The following is a 16,336-nucleotide window of genomic DNA, read 5'->3' as shown; positions in this document are numbered from 1 at the left end:
GTGAGTCAAAAACACGTGCCAAGGTGCTTGGGGCTGCTGCAGATTTCGCTATACTTGTTAGTAGTGAAAGCAGGATTGCCCATTACGCATGAACACCCCCGCCAGCCCTGACAAAAACGCTGCAGAGCTCAAGAACGAACGCTTTGCCATGCTGGAAGACATTGCGCAGGAACTTTCCGGCGACGTCGTCTTTCCCACCTGCTTTGATTCCACCATCCAGATCGGCACCGTGATGCGCAGCCCTACGGCCACGCTGGCGCGCATTGCCGCCGCCGTCAGTGCCGACCCGCTGGTGGCCAGCAAGCTGCTGCAACTGGCCAACTCGGCCAAATACAATCCTGGCGGCCCGGCCATTACCGATCTGGAGAACGCCATTCGCCGCCTGGGCATGCTCAATGTGCGCACCACGGCATTGGCCTGCGCCATGGCGCAGCTGCGCTCCAGCAAGCAGGACAAGTTCGAACCCATGTCCAAGGCGCTGTGGGAACACTCGCTAAAAACCGCCGCCTTTGCGCGCGTACTGGCTACCAGGCTGACCCGGGTCAACCCGGATACGGCGATGATGGCCGGGCTGGTGCACGATCTGGGCGCGTTCTACATGCTCGACCGTGCCGGCCACTACCCTGAACTTGTCGAGCGCCCAGCCTCGGTCGCCTATTTGATAGCCCAATGGCATGAAAGCATAGGTTACTCGCTGATGGCCGCGCTGGAACTGCCGGAAGAGATCGTCGAAGCAGTGCAGGAGCATGACCAGCCCATGCCCCCTGTCACAGAACTACATACGCTCAAGGAAGTCATTTTCGTTGCCAACCTGTTTGCTGGCGGACTGGACGAATGGGCCAGGCTGGATCTGGGCACACCACTGGAACGCCCCGAGCTGACACAGCCGGAGTTCGCCGCCCTGCAGGATGAAATGGACGAAGCGTATCGCAACCTGCTGCACGTGTTCTGAGCGCCCGTCATGTACCCACTGCTGTAACTGCAGATCAACCAGTGCCCCCCGGCAAAGCCGGGTTCTGACCAGCCTTTAAAGCCCTGCTCGGGCGACGTGATCACCACCGGAAGCGACAGACCTCGCTAAAACAAGAATGCCCCGCAGCGCGGGGCATTCTTGTTTGGGCAAGCTCGCCTCAATACCGCATGCAGTTACAGCACCACATCACGCGATACACCATAGCGGCGCAGGATACGGCGCAATTGCTCCAGCGCTTCGATCTGTATCTGGCGCACGCGCTCGCGCGTCAGGCTGAGGCTGGCGGCGAGGTCTTCCAGCGTACAGACCTCATAACCATTCAGACCATAGCGACGCTCGATCACCATGCGCTGCTTTTCGTTCAGTTGCTTGAGCCACTCGCGCACATAACGCTCGATCTCGGCGTTCTGCAGGATGGTTTCCGGGCCGTCGTGCTGGTCATCGGGAATGGATTCGCCGATGGTCAGCATCGGGTCGATATCCAGCGGTGCATCCAGCGATGCCACGCGCTCGTTCAAGCCCATCACGCGGCGCACATCGTCGACATCCTTGCCGACCAGGTGGGCAATGTCTTCAAACGAGGGCTCGTGGCCCAGGTGCGCTTCCAGATGGCGCTGTGCGCGCAGATAGACGTTCAGCTCCTTGATCACGTGCACCGGCAGCCGGATGGTGCGGCTCTGGTTCATGATCGCACGCTCGATGCTCTGGCGGATCCACCAGGTGGCATAGGTCGAGAAGCGGAAGCCACGCTCGGGGTCGAATTTCTCCAGCGCGTGCATCAGGCCGATATTGCCTTCCTCGATCAGGTCGAGCAGGGTCATGCCACGGTTGATGTAGTGCTTGGCGATATTCACCACCAGCCGCAGATTATGCTCGATCATCTTCTGCCGGGCTTCAAAATCGCCCTGCACCACGCGCCGTGCCAGCGCGCGTTCCTGATCTGGCGTCAGCAGCGGGCTGTGGCCAATTTCGTTCAGGTAAATCTGCGTGACGTCGCCGGTACTTTCGGCAACGTATTTCTCCGTCTCTTCGCTTTCCGCAGCCTCGGCTTCTACGTCAGCGTCGCCCTCGTCGTCGGCGCCTTCCAGCGCGTCGTCGTCTTCGAGCGGTGTTTCGTCTTCCAGAATGTCGATTTGATCGTTCATGGTTTTTCTAACTGGATGAATTTGGCTGGATCGACCGGTTTGCCAAACCTGCGGATTTCAAAGTGCAGCTTGACCTGGTCGGTATCGGTATTGCCCATCTCTGCGATCTTTTCGCCCTTCTTGACGCTATCTCCTTCCTTGACCAGCAATTTACTGTTATGTGCGTAGGCCGTAAGAAATTCTTTGTTGTGTTTGATGATGATCATCTTGCCGTAGCCGCGCAAACCAGCGCCTGCATAAACGATCTTACCGGACCCTGACGCCAGAACAGGCTGCGCCATTTTTCCCGGAATATCAATGCCGCGGCTCTCTTCCGTAAATGGCTTGATTGGTTTACCCACCGTAGGCGCAATCCAGTCACTCACATCAGTATCGTCTACTGTAGCTTGTGTATCTGTTTTAGTACTTGATTTTTCAATTGTTTTCTCATTCTTTGGCACAGATGCAACAGTTGCTGCCGATGCAGCCTTCACGGCCGGCTTGCTGGCCTCGGCCTGTGGCTTGGCTGCAACGATGGGGCCATCGGACAGGGCCGCCACCGCACTGGCGCTAGCCCCGCCATACGGTAATTTGATTGCTTTCGGATACTGCAATGTAGCTTGCTGTGCCGGTAGCGGCATCGGCGTTGCTGCCGGTACGTCGTCGGTCTTGAGCGGCCGTGTTTCAACACCGGCCGTGTTGCTGCCTTCCGGCGCGGTCAGCCGCAGCACCTGATCGACCTGGATGCCGTTCACGTCGGCAAGGTTGTTCCATGCTGCCAGCTCGCGGTAACTCAGACCGTGATCCAGCGCGATGCGGTACAGCGTGTCGCCTTTCTTGACAGTATAAGTAGCCGGCCGCGGATCAGTAGTCGATGCCACCGGTTGGGGTGCGGCGGCCGGCTTGCGCTCGACCTGGCGTTCGACGATGGGTGCCGGGGTCGTGGTATTGCCGCCGCCGGCGGGCCGTTCGACGATGGGGGCAGGCTTGTGCGGCGCGCTTGAGCACGCAGCCAGCACCAGCACGAGCGGCACGATCAGTTGACGTTGCCAACGCACGCAATTCTCCTTGTGGGTATCAGGCCAGTCCCGGCAATAGCGGGACGAATTTGACTTTTTCCAGCCGGGTTTCGACAAAACCGGCCTCGGTGTGTTCAATCAGGCGCAATTCCTGCTCGTCGGTGCCGACCGGAAAGATCAGGCGGCCACCGAGGGCCAGTTGCTCCAGCAGATTTTCGGGGGGAATGGGCGCGGCTGCAGTCATGATGATCACATCGAACGGCGCCTGCTCGGCCATGCCCTTGCTGCCGTCGCCGTGGCGCAGCCGCACGTTGTAGATACCCAGGCGCGACAGGAGTTCGCGCGCGCCGCGCGACAGGCCGCCGATACGCTCGATGCTGTACACGGTCTTGAACAACTGCGTGAGCACCACGGTCTGGTAACCGCAGCCGGTGCCGATCTCCAGCACCTTTTCATGCTTGGCGGCGCCCAGCGCCAGCTCGGTCATCTGCGCCACGATGTAGGGCTGCGAAATGGTCTGGCCAAAGCCGATGGGCAGTGCGGTGTCGTCATACGCCTTGTGCGAGATCGCCTCGTCCACGAACACATGACGCGGTACCTCGCCCATCACCGACAATACGCGTGCATCGCGTATGCCCTGCTGCTTGAGCCGATCCACCAGCCTGGCCCGGGTGCGCGCCGACGTCATGCCGGCGCCGCCCAGCTCGGCAAAATTCATCCTTGCAGCCATGATGCGATGTAGTCCCGTTGCGCATACGCCGTCAGATCGATCGACAAGGGCGTGATGGAGACCCGCCCGGCGCCAATCGCATGAAAATCGGTACCGTCCCCGGCATCGGCTGCCTGCCCGGCCGGCCCTATCCACCAGATGGTTTCGCCGCGCGGGTTTTCGCTGCGGATCACCGGGGCCGACTTGTGGCGACGGCCCAGCCGTGTGGTTTCAATGCCGCGCAATGCCTCGTAGGGCAGATCGGGTACGTTCACATTCAACAGCACCGCCCCACGGAATGGATCACGCACCACACGCTCGACCAGATCAAACGCCACCTGCGCTGCGGTATCGAAGTGCTGCGGATTACGCGAGGCCAGCGATACGGCAATGGCCGGCACACCCAGCAGATAGCCCTCGGTCGCGGCGGCCACGGTGCCGGAGTAAATGGTGTCGTCGCCCATATTGGCGCCGTGGTTGATGCCGGACACCACCATATCGGGCAGCACATCAAGCAGTCCGGTGGCGGCCAGGTGCACGCAATCGGTCGGTGTGCCGTTCACATAGTGAAAACCGCTGGGCGCGGTACGCACGGTGAGCGGGCGATCCAGCGTGAGCGAATTGCTGGCGCCGCTGCGGTCGCGCTCGGGCGCACAGACAACGACTTCATGACGTGTGGCCAGCTTGGCGGCCAGGGTAGCGATGCCGGTGGCAAAGTAGCCGTCATCGTTGGAAATCAGGATACGCATTCAGTCTCCGCGGGTTGCCATGGTCAGGGGTGCATCATGGCAGCCTGATATTGCGGGCTATTCTAGCCGTCTGCGGCAGCGCCGCAAAATTGCTTATTGGCGCCGTTGCGCCAGCGTCGTCAACATGCCGGTGGCAATGATCATGGCCATGCCCAGATAACCGGCCGGCGGCAGCACATCGTGCCAGATCAATACACCAAACAGCGTCGAGAACACTACAGTCAGATATGCCAGGCTGGCTACGGCCAGCGATTTGCCCTTGCGGTAAGCCCGCGTCATCGACAACTGTGCGCAGGTGGCGGCAATGCCCATGCCGGCAATGATCCAGACATTGTGCCAGCCCAGGCTTGCCCACGCTTGGTTTTGCAGCAGCATGAGACCACCCGCCCCCACCGACGAGACCAGTGAAAAGTAGAACACCGTGCGCCATTCCGGCTCGCCCGCCTGGCCCAGCTCATGCACATTCATATAAGCAATGCTGGCCAGCAGGCCAGAGCCGAGCCCGATCAGCCCGGCCGTGCTCTGCTCGGCATTGAAGGTGGGGCGCAACAACAGTACCACGCCGGCAAAGCCCAGCAGCACTGCGACGACCTGTACCGGGCGTGGCCAGCGGCGCTGCCACAGCAGGGTGAGCAGCAGCAAAAAGATGGGCGAGGTGTAATTGAGCGTGACTGCCGTCGGCAACGGCAAATGAGCGATGGCGTAGAAATACAGCATCAGCGATACAAAGCCCGAGATGCTGCGGCTCAGGTGCAGCTTGAGCACGGCCGGCTTCACCGCCACCGTCAGCCCCTGCGGCAATACCACCAGCAGGATGGCGATCAGACCGGCCATGCAACGATAGAACACCAGCTCGGCAGTCGAAAACGTGGTGCTGCCCAGTTTGACGAACACACCCATCACACCAAAGCACAGCCCGGCCATCGCCATCCAGAACGGGCCGGACTCGCGCAGGCGCGCCCACGAAAATGCTTGCAACATAAACACCCGCAAAATGAAAAGGGCAGCCTGGCTGCCCTTTCCGATTATCCGCATCGCTGCATGACAGGCGATGCGGGATTACCCCCTCCTATCCTGGCGCCGCTAACAAAGCCCAGTGCAACGCAGCTAGCAGGGTTTTGTTTGCGGCGCCGTTCAACGGGGCAATACGTCGCCTAATTCCCGGCGGATGAACTGATGGAAGTGGCGCATGCCGTCTTCCATCGGGCTCTGGTATGGCCCGACCTCGTTGCGCCCGGCCTTGTACAAGGCAATGCGGCCCGCTTCCATGCGGTCGATGATCTCGCGATCCTCTACCGCCGTTTCGGCATAGGCTGCCTGCTCGGCCGCCACAAACTCCGGTTCGAACCACGCGATGTCTTCCGGGTAGTAAAACTCGCAGATGTTCTTGTAGCTGCGCGGCCCGGTAGGGATCAGCGTCGAGATCACCAGGGTGTGCGGATACCACTCCACCATCACGTTCGGATAGTAGGTCAGCCAGATTGCGCCGTGCGGCGGGGTCTTGTCGCCGTAGTAGGCCTGCACCTGCTTGTGCCATTCCGCATACACCTTGGACCCCGGCTTGGCCAGCGCGTTGTTCACGCCCACCGTTTGCACCGAGAGCCAGTTGCGGAACTCCCACTTCAGGTCATCGCAAGTGACGAACTTGCCCAGCCCCGGGTGGAAAGGCTCGACGTGATAGTCCTCCAGATAGACCTCGATAAAGGTCTTCCAGTTACCCTCGTACTCATCCACCTGCACGCTGTGAAACACGTAGTTGGAGAAATCAAGGTTCTTGGCAACGCCCAGATCCTTGAGATCGGCCTCGATATCGTGACCGTTGTTCTCGAACAGCATGCCATTCCACTGCACCAGCTTCGTTTCCGGCAGGTGCAGGCACGGGTTGCCCGGAAAATGCGGCGCACCGGCCAGCTGGCCGTGCTGGTCATACGTCCAGCGGTGCAGCGGGCAAACGGTATGCGTGTTGTTGCCGCGCCCGGACAGCATGGTGGCCTGGCGGTGACGACATACATTGGAAAGCAGTTTGACGCCGGCATCGGTGCGCTTCAGATACTGGGCGCCGCCGGTCATTTCCAGCACATGATAGTCGCCGACTTCCGGCACCATCAGTTCGTGGCCAATATACTTGGGGCCGCGCAGGAACAGGCGTTCCAGTTCATGCTGGTACAGTGTTTCATCGAAATACGACGACACGGGCAATTGTGTCGACATGTCCAGCTGCAAAGCCGCAGCCGTAGCCAGATTGGTCATCGCCAATACCCCCTGGGCCAGAAGGTCTTGCCACTTTGTCTATCCGGAGATAAACGATGGGTGGGCAAGCCATCAATAAAAATAGCCGGCAACACTGTGACACCACAGCGTAGATACCGACCGCCAAAGGGTTGGATTGTCCCTGAAAGCAGGGTGAGGGGCAAGCCCGCTTGCCCGGCTAAATGATTGAAAAAGCGCGGATTCGCTGCAATGTGTGGCACCGGCAGGCCGCCGGTGCGCGGAGGATCACAACAATACGTCCCACTGCCCGGCACGCAATCCGGCCAGCTGTGCCGGCGAGATGGCCGCCCTGCCCTTGACGGCCTTGCCCAGTGGCTCGTTGAATGCCGGCCAGCCAATCAGGATGGCGCCGGCAAACTGGCCTCCAGCCACCAGCAGCTTGCGGTAGCGATGTGCGGCTACGTCTTCTTCGACGAAGACCTCATCGCCATCCTGTGGTGCAAAGCGGCCAATGGACACCACATCGGCCCCGACGACCTTGAGCATGGTGGATAGCACCGGCTCGGCATAATCGCGTGCCTCGCCCAGTGCGTTGCAGGCCGCGACTTCGGCCTGCTCCACGGCCACCGGCCACAGCCCCGGCGCCTTGCCCTGCCACTCGGCCACATCCCCGGCGGCGTAAATGTGCGGGTCGCTGCTGCGCATGGCGTCGTCCACCACCACCGCACGGTTCACCGTCAGCCCCGCTGCCTTGGCCAGTGCAATATTAGGGGCAATGCCGGCCGCAACAACAAAGATGTCGGCAGGAATGGCGGCCTCGTCCTTCACCGCCGCATGCTGCTGACCGGCATCATCGCGCACCACGCCATCCAGTTGCGCATTCAGCACGATGTTCAGCCCCAGGCTATTCAGGTAGCGCTGTATCGTCAGCCCACCCTTCTCGTCCAGCTGGCGATGCAACAACCACGCATTGCGCTCGATCACGCTCACGCGCAGCCCCATTTTGTGCAGCGCATATGCAGCCTCCAGCCCCAAAAGGCCGCCACCGGCCACCACGGCATGACGAGCCTGGCTACGCTGCGCGTAGCTACGCACGCTCATGGCATCGTCGGCCGTGCGCAGCACATAGCAACCATCGCCGCCGTAGCCATTGATCGGCGGCACAAAACTGTTGCTGCCGGTGGCCAGGATAAGCTTGTCGTAGTTCAGTACCTCGCCGTCGGCCAGCGCTACGGTGCGCGCGGCGGGGTCGATGCTGTGCGCAGCGGTATTCAGCCACACATCGATATTGCGCTCCTTGTACCAGTTTTCCGGCAACAGATAGAGCCCCTGCATGGCAGAGCGGCCATAGATCAGCCGCGTGATCGCCATGCGGTTATACAGCGCGTGGTTCTCGGCCGCGACCACGTGAATCTCGCAATCGGGGTGGCGACGGCGCACATGGTCGGCCGCCGTCACGCCGGCAATACCGTTGCCGATGATGACCACCTGCTTGATGTCCGGGTTGGCCGGTGCCTTGCCGCTGCGGATGGGTGCACCGGCCGTGTCCGGCTTGAGTGCGATGGTGACGGTGCCACCCAGGATGCGCGCGCAACAGGCCATGCGCGTATTGTCGGCATGACCCAGCCGCGCCAGCGTATTCTTTTCGTCATCACCCACTGGTGAAAGATTGCCCATGCCATCCTTGATGGCGATGGGGTCTGCACCGCATACCCCCATGCGGCAGCCCGATTCGATGGCACAGCCGCCGCGCTCGACCAGCTCCAGCAAGGTGGCGCCAGCAGCGGCCGGCAGGCGGCGCTGGTCGGGCTCGACTACCACTTCGGCCTGCGCCGCAGCACTGGCTTCGCGCAGCGCGGCAGATGCCCCAGCCCCCAATCGCGTCGCCAGATTTACCGTTTCCTGCGCAGTCTGCTCACGGAACCAGCCCTCGCGGATTACGCTGCGCGTGAGCCAGGCCAAGGTCAACAACGCCAGCAGCACGCGTATCGTCATCGGCACGGCATCAGACAAGGCAGTGCCGGCCAGCTTACCCACGCTGCTTGCCCAGCTGGCAGCGGCAAACCAGTAATAGAAATTGAAGGCCAGTGCGCCAAACAGCACCGTCAGCCCGTTGCGCGGCAGTTTGAGCAGGATGTCCAGCGTATGGAACAGCGCCAGGCTCAATCCCGCATACAGCGCAAAGTGCAGATAGACCTCGCCCGCCGGCTGGCCATTGGGAATGGTGAAAAACGCCAGGATGAAGCCAGGCAACAAACCGACAAACAAGCGACGATAGCCGCTGTAGCGCGGGTCCTCGTCATACTGGTCGGCCAGATAGGCCACGCCCGGGTTAAAGTCGTAGCAGTTCTTGGTACAGCCCACGCAGGGTTGGCAATGCGCGTTGCGCAGCATGATGAAGGGCGTCTGGCCGTAAACACGCTGCACCGGCAGCATGGGGCAGATGCTGCTGCACCAGCCGCTCTTGCCCTTGAAGATCAACCCGCCCAGAAACGCCCCACCCAGCCCGAACAGGATGAGCGCGGCACTGGCCACGCCGCTCTGGTCAAACAACCACTTGCGGCTGGACACCAGCAACAGGAACAACGCGATGCCGACCACATAGCTGTACTCGCGGATACGACGGGTGTGCGTGCGCCCCATCGTGAAGCCGAACAATCGCGGCGTCTGGTTCAGCGCCGCCATCGGGCAGACATTGCGCCATAGGCCCGGCGCGATGAAGAACACCGCAGGCAACACCGGCACGATGACCGACCACCACAGCGGCAAGCCCAGTTCCGGTTTGAGCACCAGCAAGGCGGCCATGCCCAGCGCACACGCCACACTGCCCACACGCAGCGCAAACCAGCACCACAGCGGCACGCGTGACTGGATTTGCAGATAGTTGGGGAAGTGGATGATGGCGCTGCTCATGGTCAACGCCTGCCCTTGAACAGATTGCCGGTAGCGTTGCGCAGGCGCAGCGACAGGATGCGCCCAAGATCAAACAGCACCGCCCGCGCCAGCTCGGGGGCACGTGCGGCCAGCACTTCGAAGGCTTCGGGCGTGATGCCGTACAGCTCACCCGGCTGGGTGGCACACACCGAGGCCGAGCGCGGCCTGCCATCAAAAAAGGCCTGCTCCCCAAAAATGGATTGCTGGCCGATCAGCGCTATGCGCTGCAGCCGCCCGCCCTTGCCCGGCGCCAGCACTTCCAGCTCACCCAAGCCGACGATATAAAACGCCCGGCTGCGCTCGCCCGCCTCGATCAACTGCTCGCCAACGTCGAAACGGCGGTGTTCGGCCACGGCGAGCAATTGCCGCCAGTCATCGGTGGAGGCATCGCCCAGAAATACCGGTGCCGGCTCCGTTTCCGGGCTGGCATCAGGCACACCGTAGTCAAAGAAAGACGACAGTCCCATGGGCGCTCCACACGCAGGCTTCGAGCTATTGGTAGACCCTGCGTGCCGGAGAAATCAAGCGCCTCGCTCGTTCAGGCGGCCAGACGGTTCGCCTGTGCCAGCAAACCCGCCAGCCGCTGCACACCCGTCTCGATCAGGGCCGGGTTGGCATGGCTGAAATTGAGGCGCAAGCAGCTTTGCTGCGGTGTGCCCGCAAAGAACGCATCGCCCGGCATGATGGCGATGCCTGCATCCAGCCCGGCCTGCAGCAACTGACGCGTATCCACGCGCTGCTTGAGCCGCAACCAGAAGAACAGGCCACCCTTGGGCAACGCCCACTCTGCATATTCGGCCAGATGCTGTTGCAGCGCCGCCGCCATGGCATCGCGCCGTGCCAGGTACAGGGGCAATACTGACTGAACATGCGTCGCCAACGCGCCACGTTCCAGGCAGTCGGCCACCAGCGCCTGGCTGAGGCGGTTGCTGTGCAGGTCGGCCGCCTGCTTGAGGCGGGTCAGCGGCGTGATGAAATCCGGGTGGACGATCAGATAGCCCAGCCGCAGGCCCGGCGCCAGTGTCTTGGAGAAGGAGCCCTGATAAATCCAGCGCGCGCGCTGCAAGCGGCCCGCTATCGGGGCGGGTGCCGGGCCGTCGTAGGCCAGGTCACGATAGGGGTCGTCCTCGAACAGGATGGCATCGGCCGCATCCACTGCGCCAGCTACCGCATTGCGCTCGGCATCGCTGTAGCAGTAGCCGGACGGGTTCTGGAATGTCGGGGTGAGATAAACGCAGCGCTGCGGCACCAGTTGCGCCTTGAGCTGATCAAGCTGCGCGCCGTCGGCGTCGACAGCAAAACTATGCAGCTCGGCGCCGAACAAGCGGAACGACTGCAGCGCGGCCAGATAGGCCGGCGCTTCGGTCAGCAGCGGTGTGCCCTCGTCGATGAACAGCTTGCTCACCAGATCAATGCCCTGCTGCGAGCCATTGACGATCAACACCTGCGCAGCCGTGCAGTCTATGCCCAGCGCACGCGCATGCTGCGCCACCAGCTCGCGCAGGCGCGGTTCACCCTCGGTCTGGCCGTATTGCCAGATATCCGGCAACTTGCCGTCATTCAATGTGGGTTGGTACAGCGCCTCTTCGGCCGGCAGGCCCCCGGCAAACGAGATCATGTCGGGCCGCGTGGCGGCGGCGAGGATGTCGCGAACCAGCGACGAGGTAAGACGATCGATACGGCGGGCAAACATGGCAGCTCCTTGCAGACGAAACGGTGCGCCGCTTGCCGGCGGCGCGTTCGGATGCAACCTGGCCACGTCTTGCGTGCTGCGCGCTCCAGTCCGGGATGGACGTTGATTTTCGCCCTTGGGACTGGTCTTGCGCATTTAGGTCATATACATTGACCCAATCATTCAACAAAGCAAAAATAAAGTCAACATGATTGACCAAAAAACCGCCAGCCTCGACCGTGCGCTGGAGCTGCTGTTCTACGGCTACCGCGCCTTCACCGCCAAGGCAGATGCGCTACTGGCCGAGCGTGGCCTGGGCCGCGTGCACCACCGCATCCTCTATTTCGTCGGCCACCAGCCCGACAGCACCGTGGGCGAGCTGCTGCAACGGCTGCGCGTGAGCAAGCAAGCCCTCAACGCCCCGCTGCGCGATCTGCAGCAAGCCGGGCTGATCGACGCGCTGGTGTGCGAAAACGACAAACGCGCCCGCCGCCTGCGTCTGACCGATGCGGGCATGGCGCTGGAACGGGCGCTATCGGATGGGCAACGGGATTTGCTGCGGGGGATATTCGATGCTGCCGGGCCAGCTGCGGCGGATGGATGGTGGCAGGTGATGGAACGGCTGGCGGCAGCGGATTTGGCTGATCGGCTAACGACCGACTGATTCCCTAGTTTTGGTCATGTGCCTGTATGTACTCAACGCGGCAAACAATGTCCTGGAAATTGCGAAACTCCCCACCCCTGCAGATGCCGCCCATGCGCAAATAGCGAACCAAAGCTGGGGATAGCTGTTGATTGCCATCGTCAGCGCTACATAGTTCCAGATGACCAAGCTGATCGCGGGGAGCACGCAAAGCAATAGGGCCAGCCGCCGCTCGGTCGCAACGGAATAGCGCTTTTTTCCCGAGCGGATCAACACGCGCCAGCGCAGCCTCATGGCCTCTGAAATATTGTACAAGACCACCAAAAAGCCGAGGAATCCGACAACCAGGTAGAAATGCATTTGCATCGATCCTTCCTGCATGAGTTGCGCGATTAGCTTCCATCCCTCGGCAACGTCCAACATGCGGCGAAGCTCAATACGACACTGGCACCGGCTCGAGACTGCGCCAGAAATACCAGGTCGCCACCGTACACCACGGCTGCCAGCGCTCTGCCAGTTTGCGGCATTCAGCTTTACCCAATCGCTCTCCCTCGTGGTAGTTCAAGGCAATCGCGTTGATCAGGCCGATGTCGTCCAGCGGCAGGATGTTGGGGCGCAGCAGGTGGAACATCAGGAACATCTCGGCCGTCCAGCGGCCGATGCCACGGATGGACGTCAGTTCCTTGATGACGGCTTCGTCGTCCCAGTCCGCCCAGTCGGCGGGGTTGAGGCGGCCTGCGGCGTGGTGTCGGGCCAGGTCTTGCAGGTATTCGGCCTTGCGCAGCGACAGGCCGCAGCTGCGCAGCTCGTCCAAGCTACGGGCCAGCACCAGCGGGCTTTCCATGGCCCCAAGCAGCGCAATGGTCTTGCGCCAGACCGAATCGGCCGCCTTGACCGAGATTTGCTGGCCGACGATGGAACGCGCCAGCGTCTGGAACGGGTCGCCACGCCCTTCCAGGCTGATTTGCGGGTAGGTGGCGATCAGCCGCGCCAATACCGGGTCGGCGGTGCTGAGCGCCGCGCAGGCTTCGTCCCAGTAGGCCGGCTTGCCGACCACCATCAGTCGCCCGCCACGGTCAGCTTGTCGAGCAGGATGGAGCCGACGCGCTTGCTGCTGCCCGGCACCACGTCGTCACCGATGCCGACGATGCCCTTGAACATGTCGCGCAGGTTGCCCGCAATGGTGATTTCTTCCACCGCGTGCTGGATCACGCCGTTTTCCACCCAGAAGCCAGCCGCGCCGCGTGAGTAATCGCCGGTCACCATATTGATGCCATGGCCGAGCAGCTCGGTCACCAACAGGCCGGTGCCCAGTTGCTGCAGCAATTGCGGGAAGGTGGCTGTGGCGCCCACCAGCAGGTTGTGCGGGCCACCGGCATTGCCGGTGGTGCTCATGCCCAGCTTGCGTGCGCTGTAGCTGGACAGGAAATAGCCGTTGAGCACACCGCCGCTGACCAGATCACGCCGCGTGGTAGCCACGCCTTCGGCATCGAACGCGCCGCTGGCCTGGCCGCGCAGCAGGAACGGGTCTTCCACGATGTTCACCAGCGGCGAGAACACCTGCTGGCCCAGGCTATCCAGCAAAAAGCTGGATTTGCGATACAGGCTGGAGCCACTGACGGCCGATACCCAGTGGGAAATCAGCGAGCCGGCCACCGGGGCCTCGAACAGCACCGGGTATTCGCCGGTCTTGACGCGGCGCGCACCCAGGCGGCGCACTGCGCGCTCGCCGGCACGGCGGCCCACGGCTGCCGCGCTGTCCAGATCGGCCTGAGCGCGGGCGCTGGTGTACCAGTAATCGCGTTGCATGCCGCTGTCGTCTTCGGCAATCAGCGCGGCGGAAATACTGTGGCGCGTGCCCTCGCCGTGGCCGATGAAGCCGAGCGAATTGGCATACACCCAGCGCGTGGCCGAGGTGCTGACCGTGGCGCCCTCGGAATTGCCGATGCGCGCATCCACTGCCTGCCCGGCCGCCTCGCAATTGCGCGCCAGCGCGATCGCGTCCTCAACCGGCAACGACCAAGGGTGGTTCAGGTCAAAATCCGGAAAGCTGGTAGCAAACAACTTGGGATCGGCGAGACCTGCGTGTTCGTCCTCGGCGGTATAACGCGCAATCGCCAGTGCGGCGGCCACGGAGTCGATCAACGCCTGCTGCGAAAAGTCGGACGTGCTGGCGTGGCCCTTGCGCTGCCCGAGATAGACCGTGACGCCCACCCCCTTGTCACGGTTGTATTCGATGGTTTCCACCTCGCCCAGCCGCACCGATACGTTCTGCCCCACGCCTTCCGAGGCATCGACGTCGCATGCAGTCGCGCCCTGGCGGCGCGCTTCGTCGAGGGTGAATTGAACCAGATCGGCAAACTGTTGCTGGCTGAAACTGAACGCGGACATGGGCTTCCTTGTGATCGGGGCAGGAACCGGAGCAAATTCCGGATCGAATGCGAATGGGAATAGGTGGATAATAGCGCTTTTGCTTCTCCGCTTCCCGCCATGGCACGACATAACTCCCGACCCGACGCCGCCGACGATGACTTCGAGCCCGTCAGCAAGTCCCAACTCAAGCGCGAATCGGATGCGCTGCAAGAGATGGGCGAGGCACTGATCCCGCTCGACAAGAAGCTGCTGCAAAGCCTGAATCTGCCTGAGCGCCTGTACAACGCGCTGATCGAGGCCAAGAAGCTGACCGCCAACGGTGCAGTCGCGCGGCAGAAGCAATACATCGGCAAGTGGATGCGCCAGATCGACCCGGCGCCGATCAAGGAACTGCTGGATGCGATTGCCGGCGTATCGGATCGCCACAATGCCTGGCTGCATCAGCTTGAGCGCCAGCGCGACCAGTTGGTGGACGACCCCAAGGCGCTGGAAAGCTTCATCGCCGCGCACCCGCAGGCCGATGTCCAGCAATTGCGCCAGCTGATCCGCAATATTCACAAGGAACGCGAGCAACAGAAGCCGCCCAAGGCTTTCCGCGAGCTGTTCCAGCTACTGAAGAGCTACCACCCCGAACCCGCCCTGCCCGGTGCCGAACTGGATAAGGGCGACGATGACGACAAGGACGAAACGTGACCCTTAACCGGACCTTCGCTGCCGTATTCTTCGACATGGATGGCACTTTGATCGACTCCACCCCGGCCATCGAGTTAGTGTGGCGACGCTGGGCCGAACGCCACGGTGTCGATATCCCGCTGCTGTTCAGCAAGATACACGGCCGGCGCGGGCAGGAAGTGATCCCCGAAGTAGCGCCGCACCTGGATGTGCATGCCGAGGTAGAACAGCTGCTGGCCGAAGAGGCTGTCACGCTGGACGGCACGGTGGCCATTGCCGGCGTGCAGGCCATGCTGGCCTCGCTGGGCGGCGCGCGCTGGTCCATCGTCACTTCGGCCACCCATGCACTGGCCCGGGCCAAGCTGGGCTTTGTCGGGCTGGAAGTGTCCGACCACATGATAGGCGGCGATGACGTGACCAACGGCAAGCCGCACCCGGAGCCCTACCTGATGGCCGCCGAACACCACGGCGTGGACCCGGCAGATTGCCTGGTGTTCGAAGATGCCGTCAGCGGCATCCGTTCCGGCAAAGCAGCCGGCATGACCGTGGTGGCGCTGGCCACCTCGCATCCGGTCGAGCAACTGCACGAAGCCGATCTGGTGATCGGCAACTGGCATGACATCGCGCTGCATGTCGAGCCGGGCGGCATCCGTCTTGAGGTCTTGCGCACGCATGGCTGAGCTGAAAATCGGCCTGGTGTCGGTCTCGGACCGCGCCAGCAGCGGTGTGTATGAAGACAAGGGACTGCCCGCGCTGGCCGAATGGCTGGCCGGTGCGCTGCTCACGCCGTTTTCGCTGGAACAACGGCTGATCCCCGATGAGCAGCCGCAAATCGAAGCTACGCTCAAGCAACTGGTGGACGAATGCGGCTGCCAGCTGGTGTTGACTACCGGTGGCACCGGCCCGGCCCGGCGCGACGTGACCCCCGATGCCACGCTGGCGGTGGCCGACCGGGTGATGCCAGGCTTTGGCGAGCAGATGCGCCAGATCAGCCTGCATTACGTGCCCACCGCCATTCTCAGCCGCCAGACGGGCGTGATTCGGGGCGACAGCCTGATCCTCAACCTGCCCGGCCAGCCCAAGTCCATCAAGGAAACGCTGGAAGGCGTGAAGGATGCTGACGGCAAGGTGGTGGTACACGGCATCTTCGCCAGCGTGCCCTATTGCATCCAGCTGCTGGACGGCCCCTATATCGAAACCCGGCCGGAGGTCGTCGCTGCCTTCCGTCCCAAGAGCGCCCTCAAGCCCAAGGAATGA

The 16,336-nt window shown here is 62.2% G+C and carries 17 protein-coding genes; 5 read left to right on the top strand and 12 right to left on the bottom strand.

The window, feature by feature from the left end; all coding sequences use genetic code 11:
• Positions 1 to 88 precede the first annotated feature (88 nt).
• Entirely contained in the window at positions 89 to 952 is an 864-nt protein-coding gene (locus B9A19_RS10635; RefSeq protein ID WP_084090779.1) for an HDOD domain-containing protein, read from the top strand.
• A 194-nt stretch (positions 953 to 1,146) separates the two neighbouring features.
• Here the strand turns inward: B9A19_RS10635 and rpoS are convergent, their stop codons facing one another.
• The 9 genes from rpoS to B9A19_RS10590 all read right to left on the bottom strand — a co-directional run bounded on the left by rpoS (position 1,147) and on the right by B9A19_RS10590 (position 11,412).
• Complete coding sequence (gene rpoS, locus B9A19_RS10630) at positions 1,147 to 2,118, bottom strand: RNA polymerase sigma factor RpoS (RefSeq protein ID WP_084090778.1); 972 nt, start codon at positions 2,116 to 2,118, stop codon at positions 1,147 to 1,149.
• On the bottom strand, positions 2,115 to 3,155 hold the full coding sequence (locus B9A19_RS10625; protein WP_217807039.1) for a peptidoglycan DD-metalloendopeptidase family protein: 1,041 nt from the start codon (positions 3,153 to 3,155) through the stop codon (positions 2,115 to 2,117). The genes rpoS and B9A19_RS10625 overlap by 4 nt, the downstream gene beginning before the upstream one ends.
• 19 nt (positions 3,156 to 3,174) lie before the next feature.
• Positions 3,175 to 3,846, bottom strand: coding sequence for a protein-L-isoaspartate(D-aspartate) O-methyltransferase (locus tag B9A19_RS10620; RefSeq protein WP_245804325.1), 672 nt, complete (start codon positions 3,844 to 3,846; stop codon positions 3,175 to 3,177).
• Positions 3,831 to 4,574 carry a 5'/3'-nucleotidase SurE gene (gene surE, locus B9A19_RS10615; RefSeq protein ID WP_084090776.1) on the bottom strand — a complete coding sequence of 248 codons (744 nt, stop codon included), beginning with the start codon at positions 4,572 to 4,574 and terminating at the stop codon, positions 3,831 to 3,833. Before surE ends, B9A19_RS10620 begins: the two co-directional genes overlap by 16 nt.
• A 93-nt stretch (positions 4,575 to 4,667) precedes the next feature.
• Positions 4,668 to 5,555, bottom strand: a complete 888-nt coding sequence (locus tag B9A19_RS10610; RefSeq protein ID WP_245804324.1) for a DMT family transporter — start codon at positions 5,553 to 5,555, stop codon at positions 4,668 to 4,670.
• Between the two features lie 153 nt (positions 5,556 to 5,708).
• The gene (locus B9A19_RS10605; RefSeq protein ID WP_245804323.1) at positions 5,709 to 6,785 is read right to left on the bottom strand and encodes an aromatic ring-hydroxylating oxygenase subunit alpha; all 1,077 of its coding nucleotides are present in this window, start codon (positions 6,783 to 6,785) and stop codon (positions 5,709 to 5,711) included.
• A 285-nt stretch (positions 6,786 to 7,070) separates the two neighbouring features.
• Positions 7,071 to 9,698, bottom strand: a complete 2,628-nt coding sequence (locus B9A19_RS10600) for an FAD-dependent oxidoreductase (RefSeq protein ID WP_084090774.1) — start codon at positions 9,696 to 9,698, stop codon at positions 7,071 to 7,073.
• Between the two features lie 2 nt (positions 9,699 to 9,700).
• Positions 9,701 to 10,186: a Crp/Fnr family transcriptional regulator gene (locus B9A19_RS10595; RefSeq protein ID WP_084090773.1), complete on the bottom strand. Its 486-nt coding sequence runs from the start codon at positions 10,184 to 10,186 to the stop codon at positions 9,701 to 9,703.
• Between the two features lie 71 nt (positions 10,187 to 10,257).
• Complete coding sequence (locus tag B9A19_RS10590) at positions 10,258 to 11,412, bottom strand: aminotransferase-like domain-containing protein (RefSeq protein ID WP_084090772.1); 1,155 nt, start codon at positions 11,410 to 11,412, stop codon at positions 10,258 to 10,260.
• 187 nt (positions 11,413 to 11,599) lie between these two features.
• On the opposite strand from B9A19_RS10590, the gene B9A19_RS10585 reads away from it, so the two are divergent.
• The gene (locus B9A19_RS10585; protein ID WP_084090771.1) at positions 11,600 to 12,055 is read left to right on the top strand and encodes a MarR family winged helix-turn-helix transcriptional regulator; all 456 of its coding nucleotides are present in this window, start codon (positions 11,600 to 11,602) and stop codon (positions 12,053 to 12,055) included.
• Here the strand turns inward: B9A19_RS10585 and B9A19_RS10580 are convergent.
• Genes B9A19_RS10580 through pmbA form a run of 3 tightly spaced genes read right to left on the bottom strand, consistent with a single transcriptional unit; the run spans position 12,041 to position 14,425 of the window.
• Complete coding sequence (locus B9A19_RS10580) at positions 12,041 to 12,457, bottom strand: hypothetical protein (RefSeq protein WP_084090770.1); 417 nt, start codon at positions 12,455 to 12,457, stop codon at positions 12,041 to 12,043. The genes B9A19_RS10585 and B9A19_RS10580 overlap by 15 nt on opposite strands.
• Before the next feature lie 10 nt (positions 12,458 to 12,467).
• Positions 12,468 to 13,094, bottom strand: coding sequence for a DNA-3-methyladenine glycosylase family protein (locus B9A19_RS10575; protein WP_084090769.1), 627 nt, complete (start codon positions 13,092 to 13,094; stop codon positions 12,468 to 12,470).
• Positions 13,094 to 14,425 (bottom strand): metalloprotease PmbA, encoded by a 1,332-nt coding sequence (pmbA, locus tag B9A19_RS10570; RefSeq protein ID WP_084090768.1) that lies wholly within the window; start codon positions 14,423 to 14,425, stop codon positions 13,094 to 13,096. Before pmbA ends, B9A19_RS10575 begins: the two co-directional genes overlap by 1 nt.
• A 99-nt stretch (positions 14,426 to 14,524) precedes the next feature.
• Here pmbA and yjgA point away from each other — a divergent pair, with 99 nt between their 5' ends.
• Genes yjgA through mog form a run of 3 tightly spaced genes read left to right on the top strand, consistent with a single transcriptional unit; the run spans position 14,525 to position 16,336 of the window.
• Positions 14,525 to 15,100 carry a ribosome biogenesis factor YjgA gene (gene yjgA, locus B9A19_RS10565; RefSeq protein WP_084090767.1) on the top strand — a complete coding sequence of 192 codons (576 nt, stop codon included), beginning with the start codon at positions 14,525 to 14,527 and terminating at the stop codon, positions 15,098 to 15,100.
• On the top strand, positions 15,097 to 15,759 hold the full coding sequence (locus B9A19_RS10560; RefSeq protein WP_139798771.1) for an HAD-IA family hydrolase: 663 nt from the start codon (positions 15,097 to 15,099) through the stop codon (positions 15,757 to 15,759). Before yjgA ends, B9A19_RS10560 begins: the two co-directional genes overlap by 4 nt.
• Positions 15,752 to 16,336 (top strand): molybdopterin adenylyltransferase, encoded by a 585-nt coding sequence (gene mog / locus B9A19_RS10555; protein ID WP_084090765.1) that lies wholly within the window; start codon positions 15,752 to 15,754, stop codon positions 16,334 to 16,336. The genes B9A19_RS10560 and mog overlap by 8 nt, the downstream gene beginning before the upstream one ends.

Source organism: Andreprevotia lacus DSM 23236 (assembly GCF_900176275.1).
In the GTDB taxonomy this organism is placed as follows: Bacteria; Pseudomonadota; Gammaproteobacteria; order Burkholderiales; family Chitinibacteraceae; genus Andreprevotia; species Andreprevotia lacus.
The sequence above is the reverse complement of the archived record's forward strand: the minus strand, read 5'-3'. Positions and strand labels throughout refer to the sequence as shown.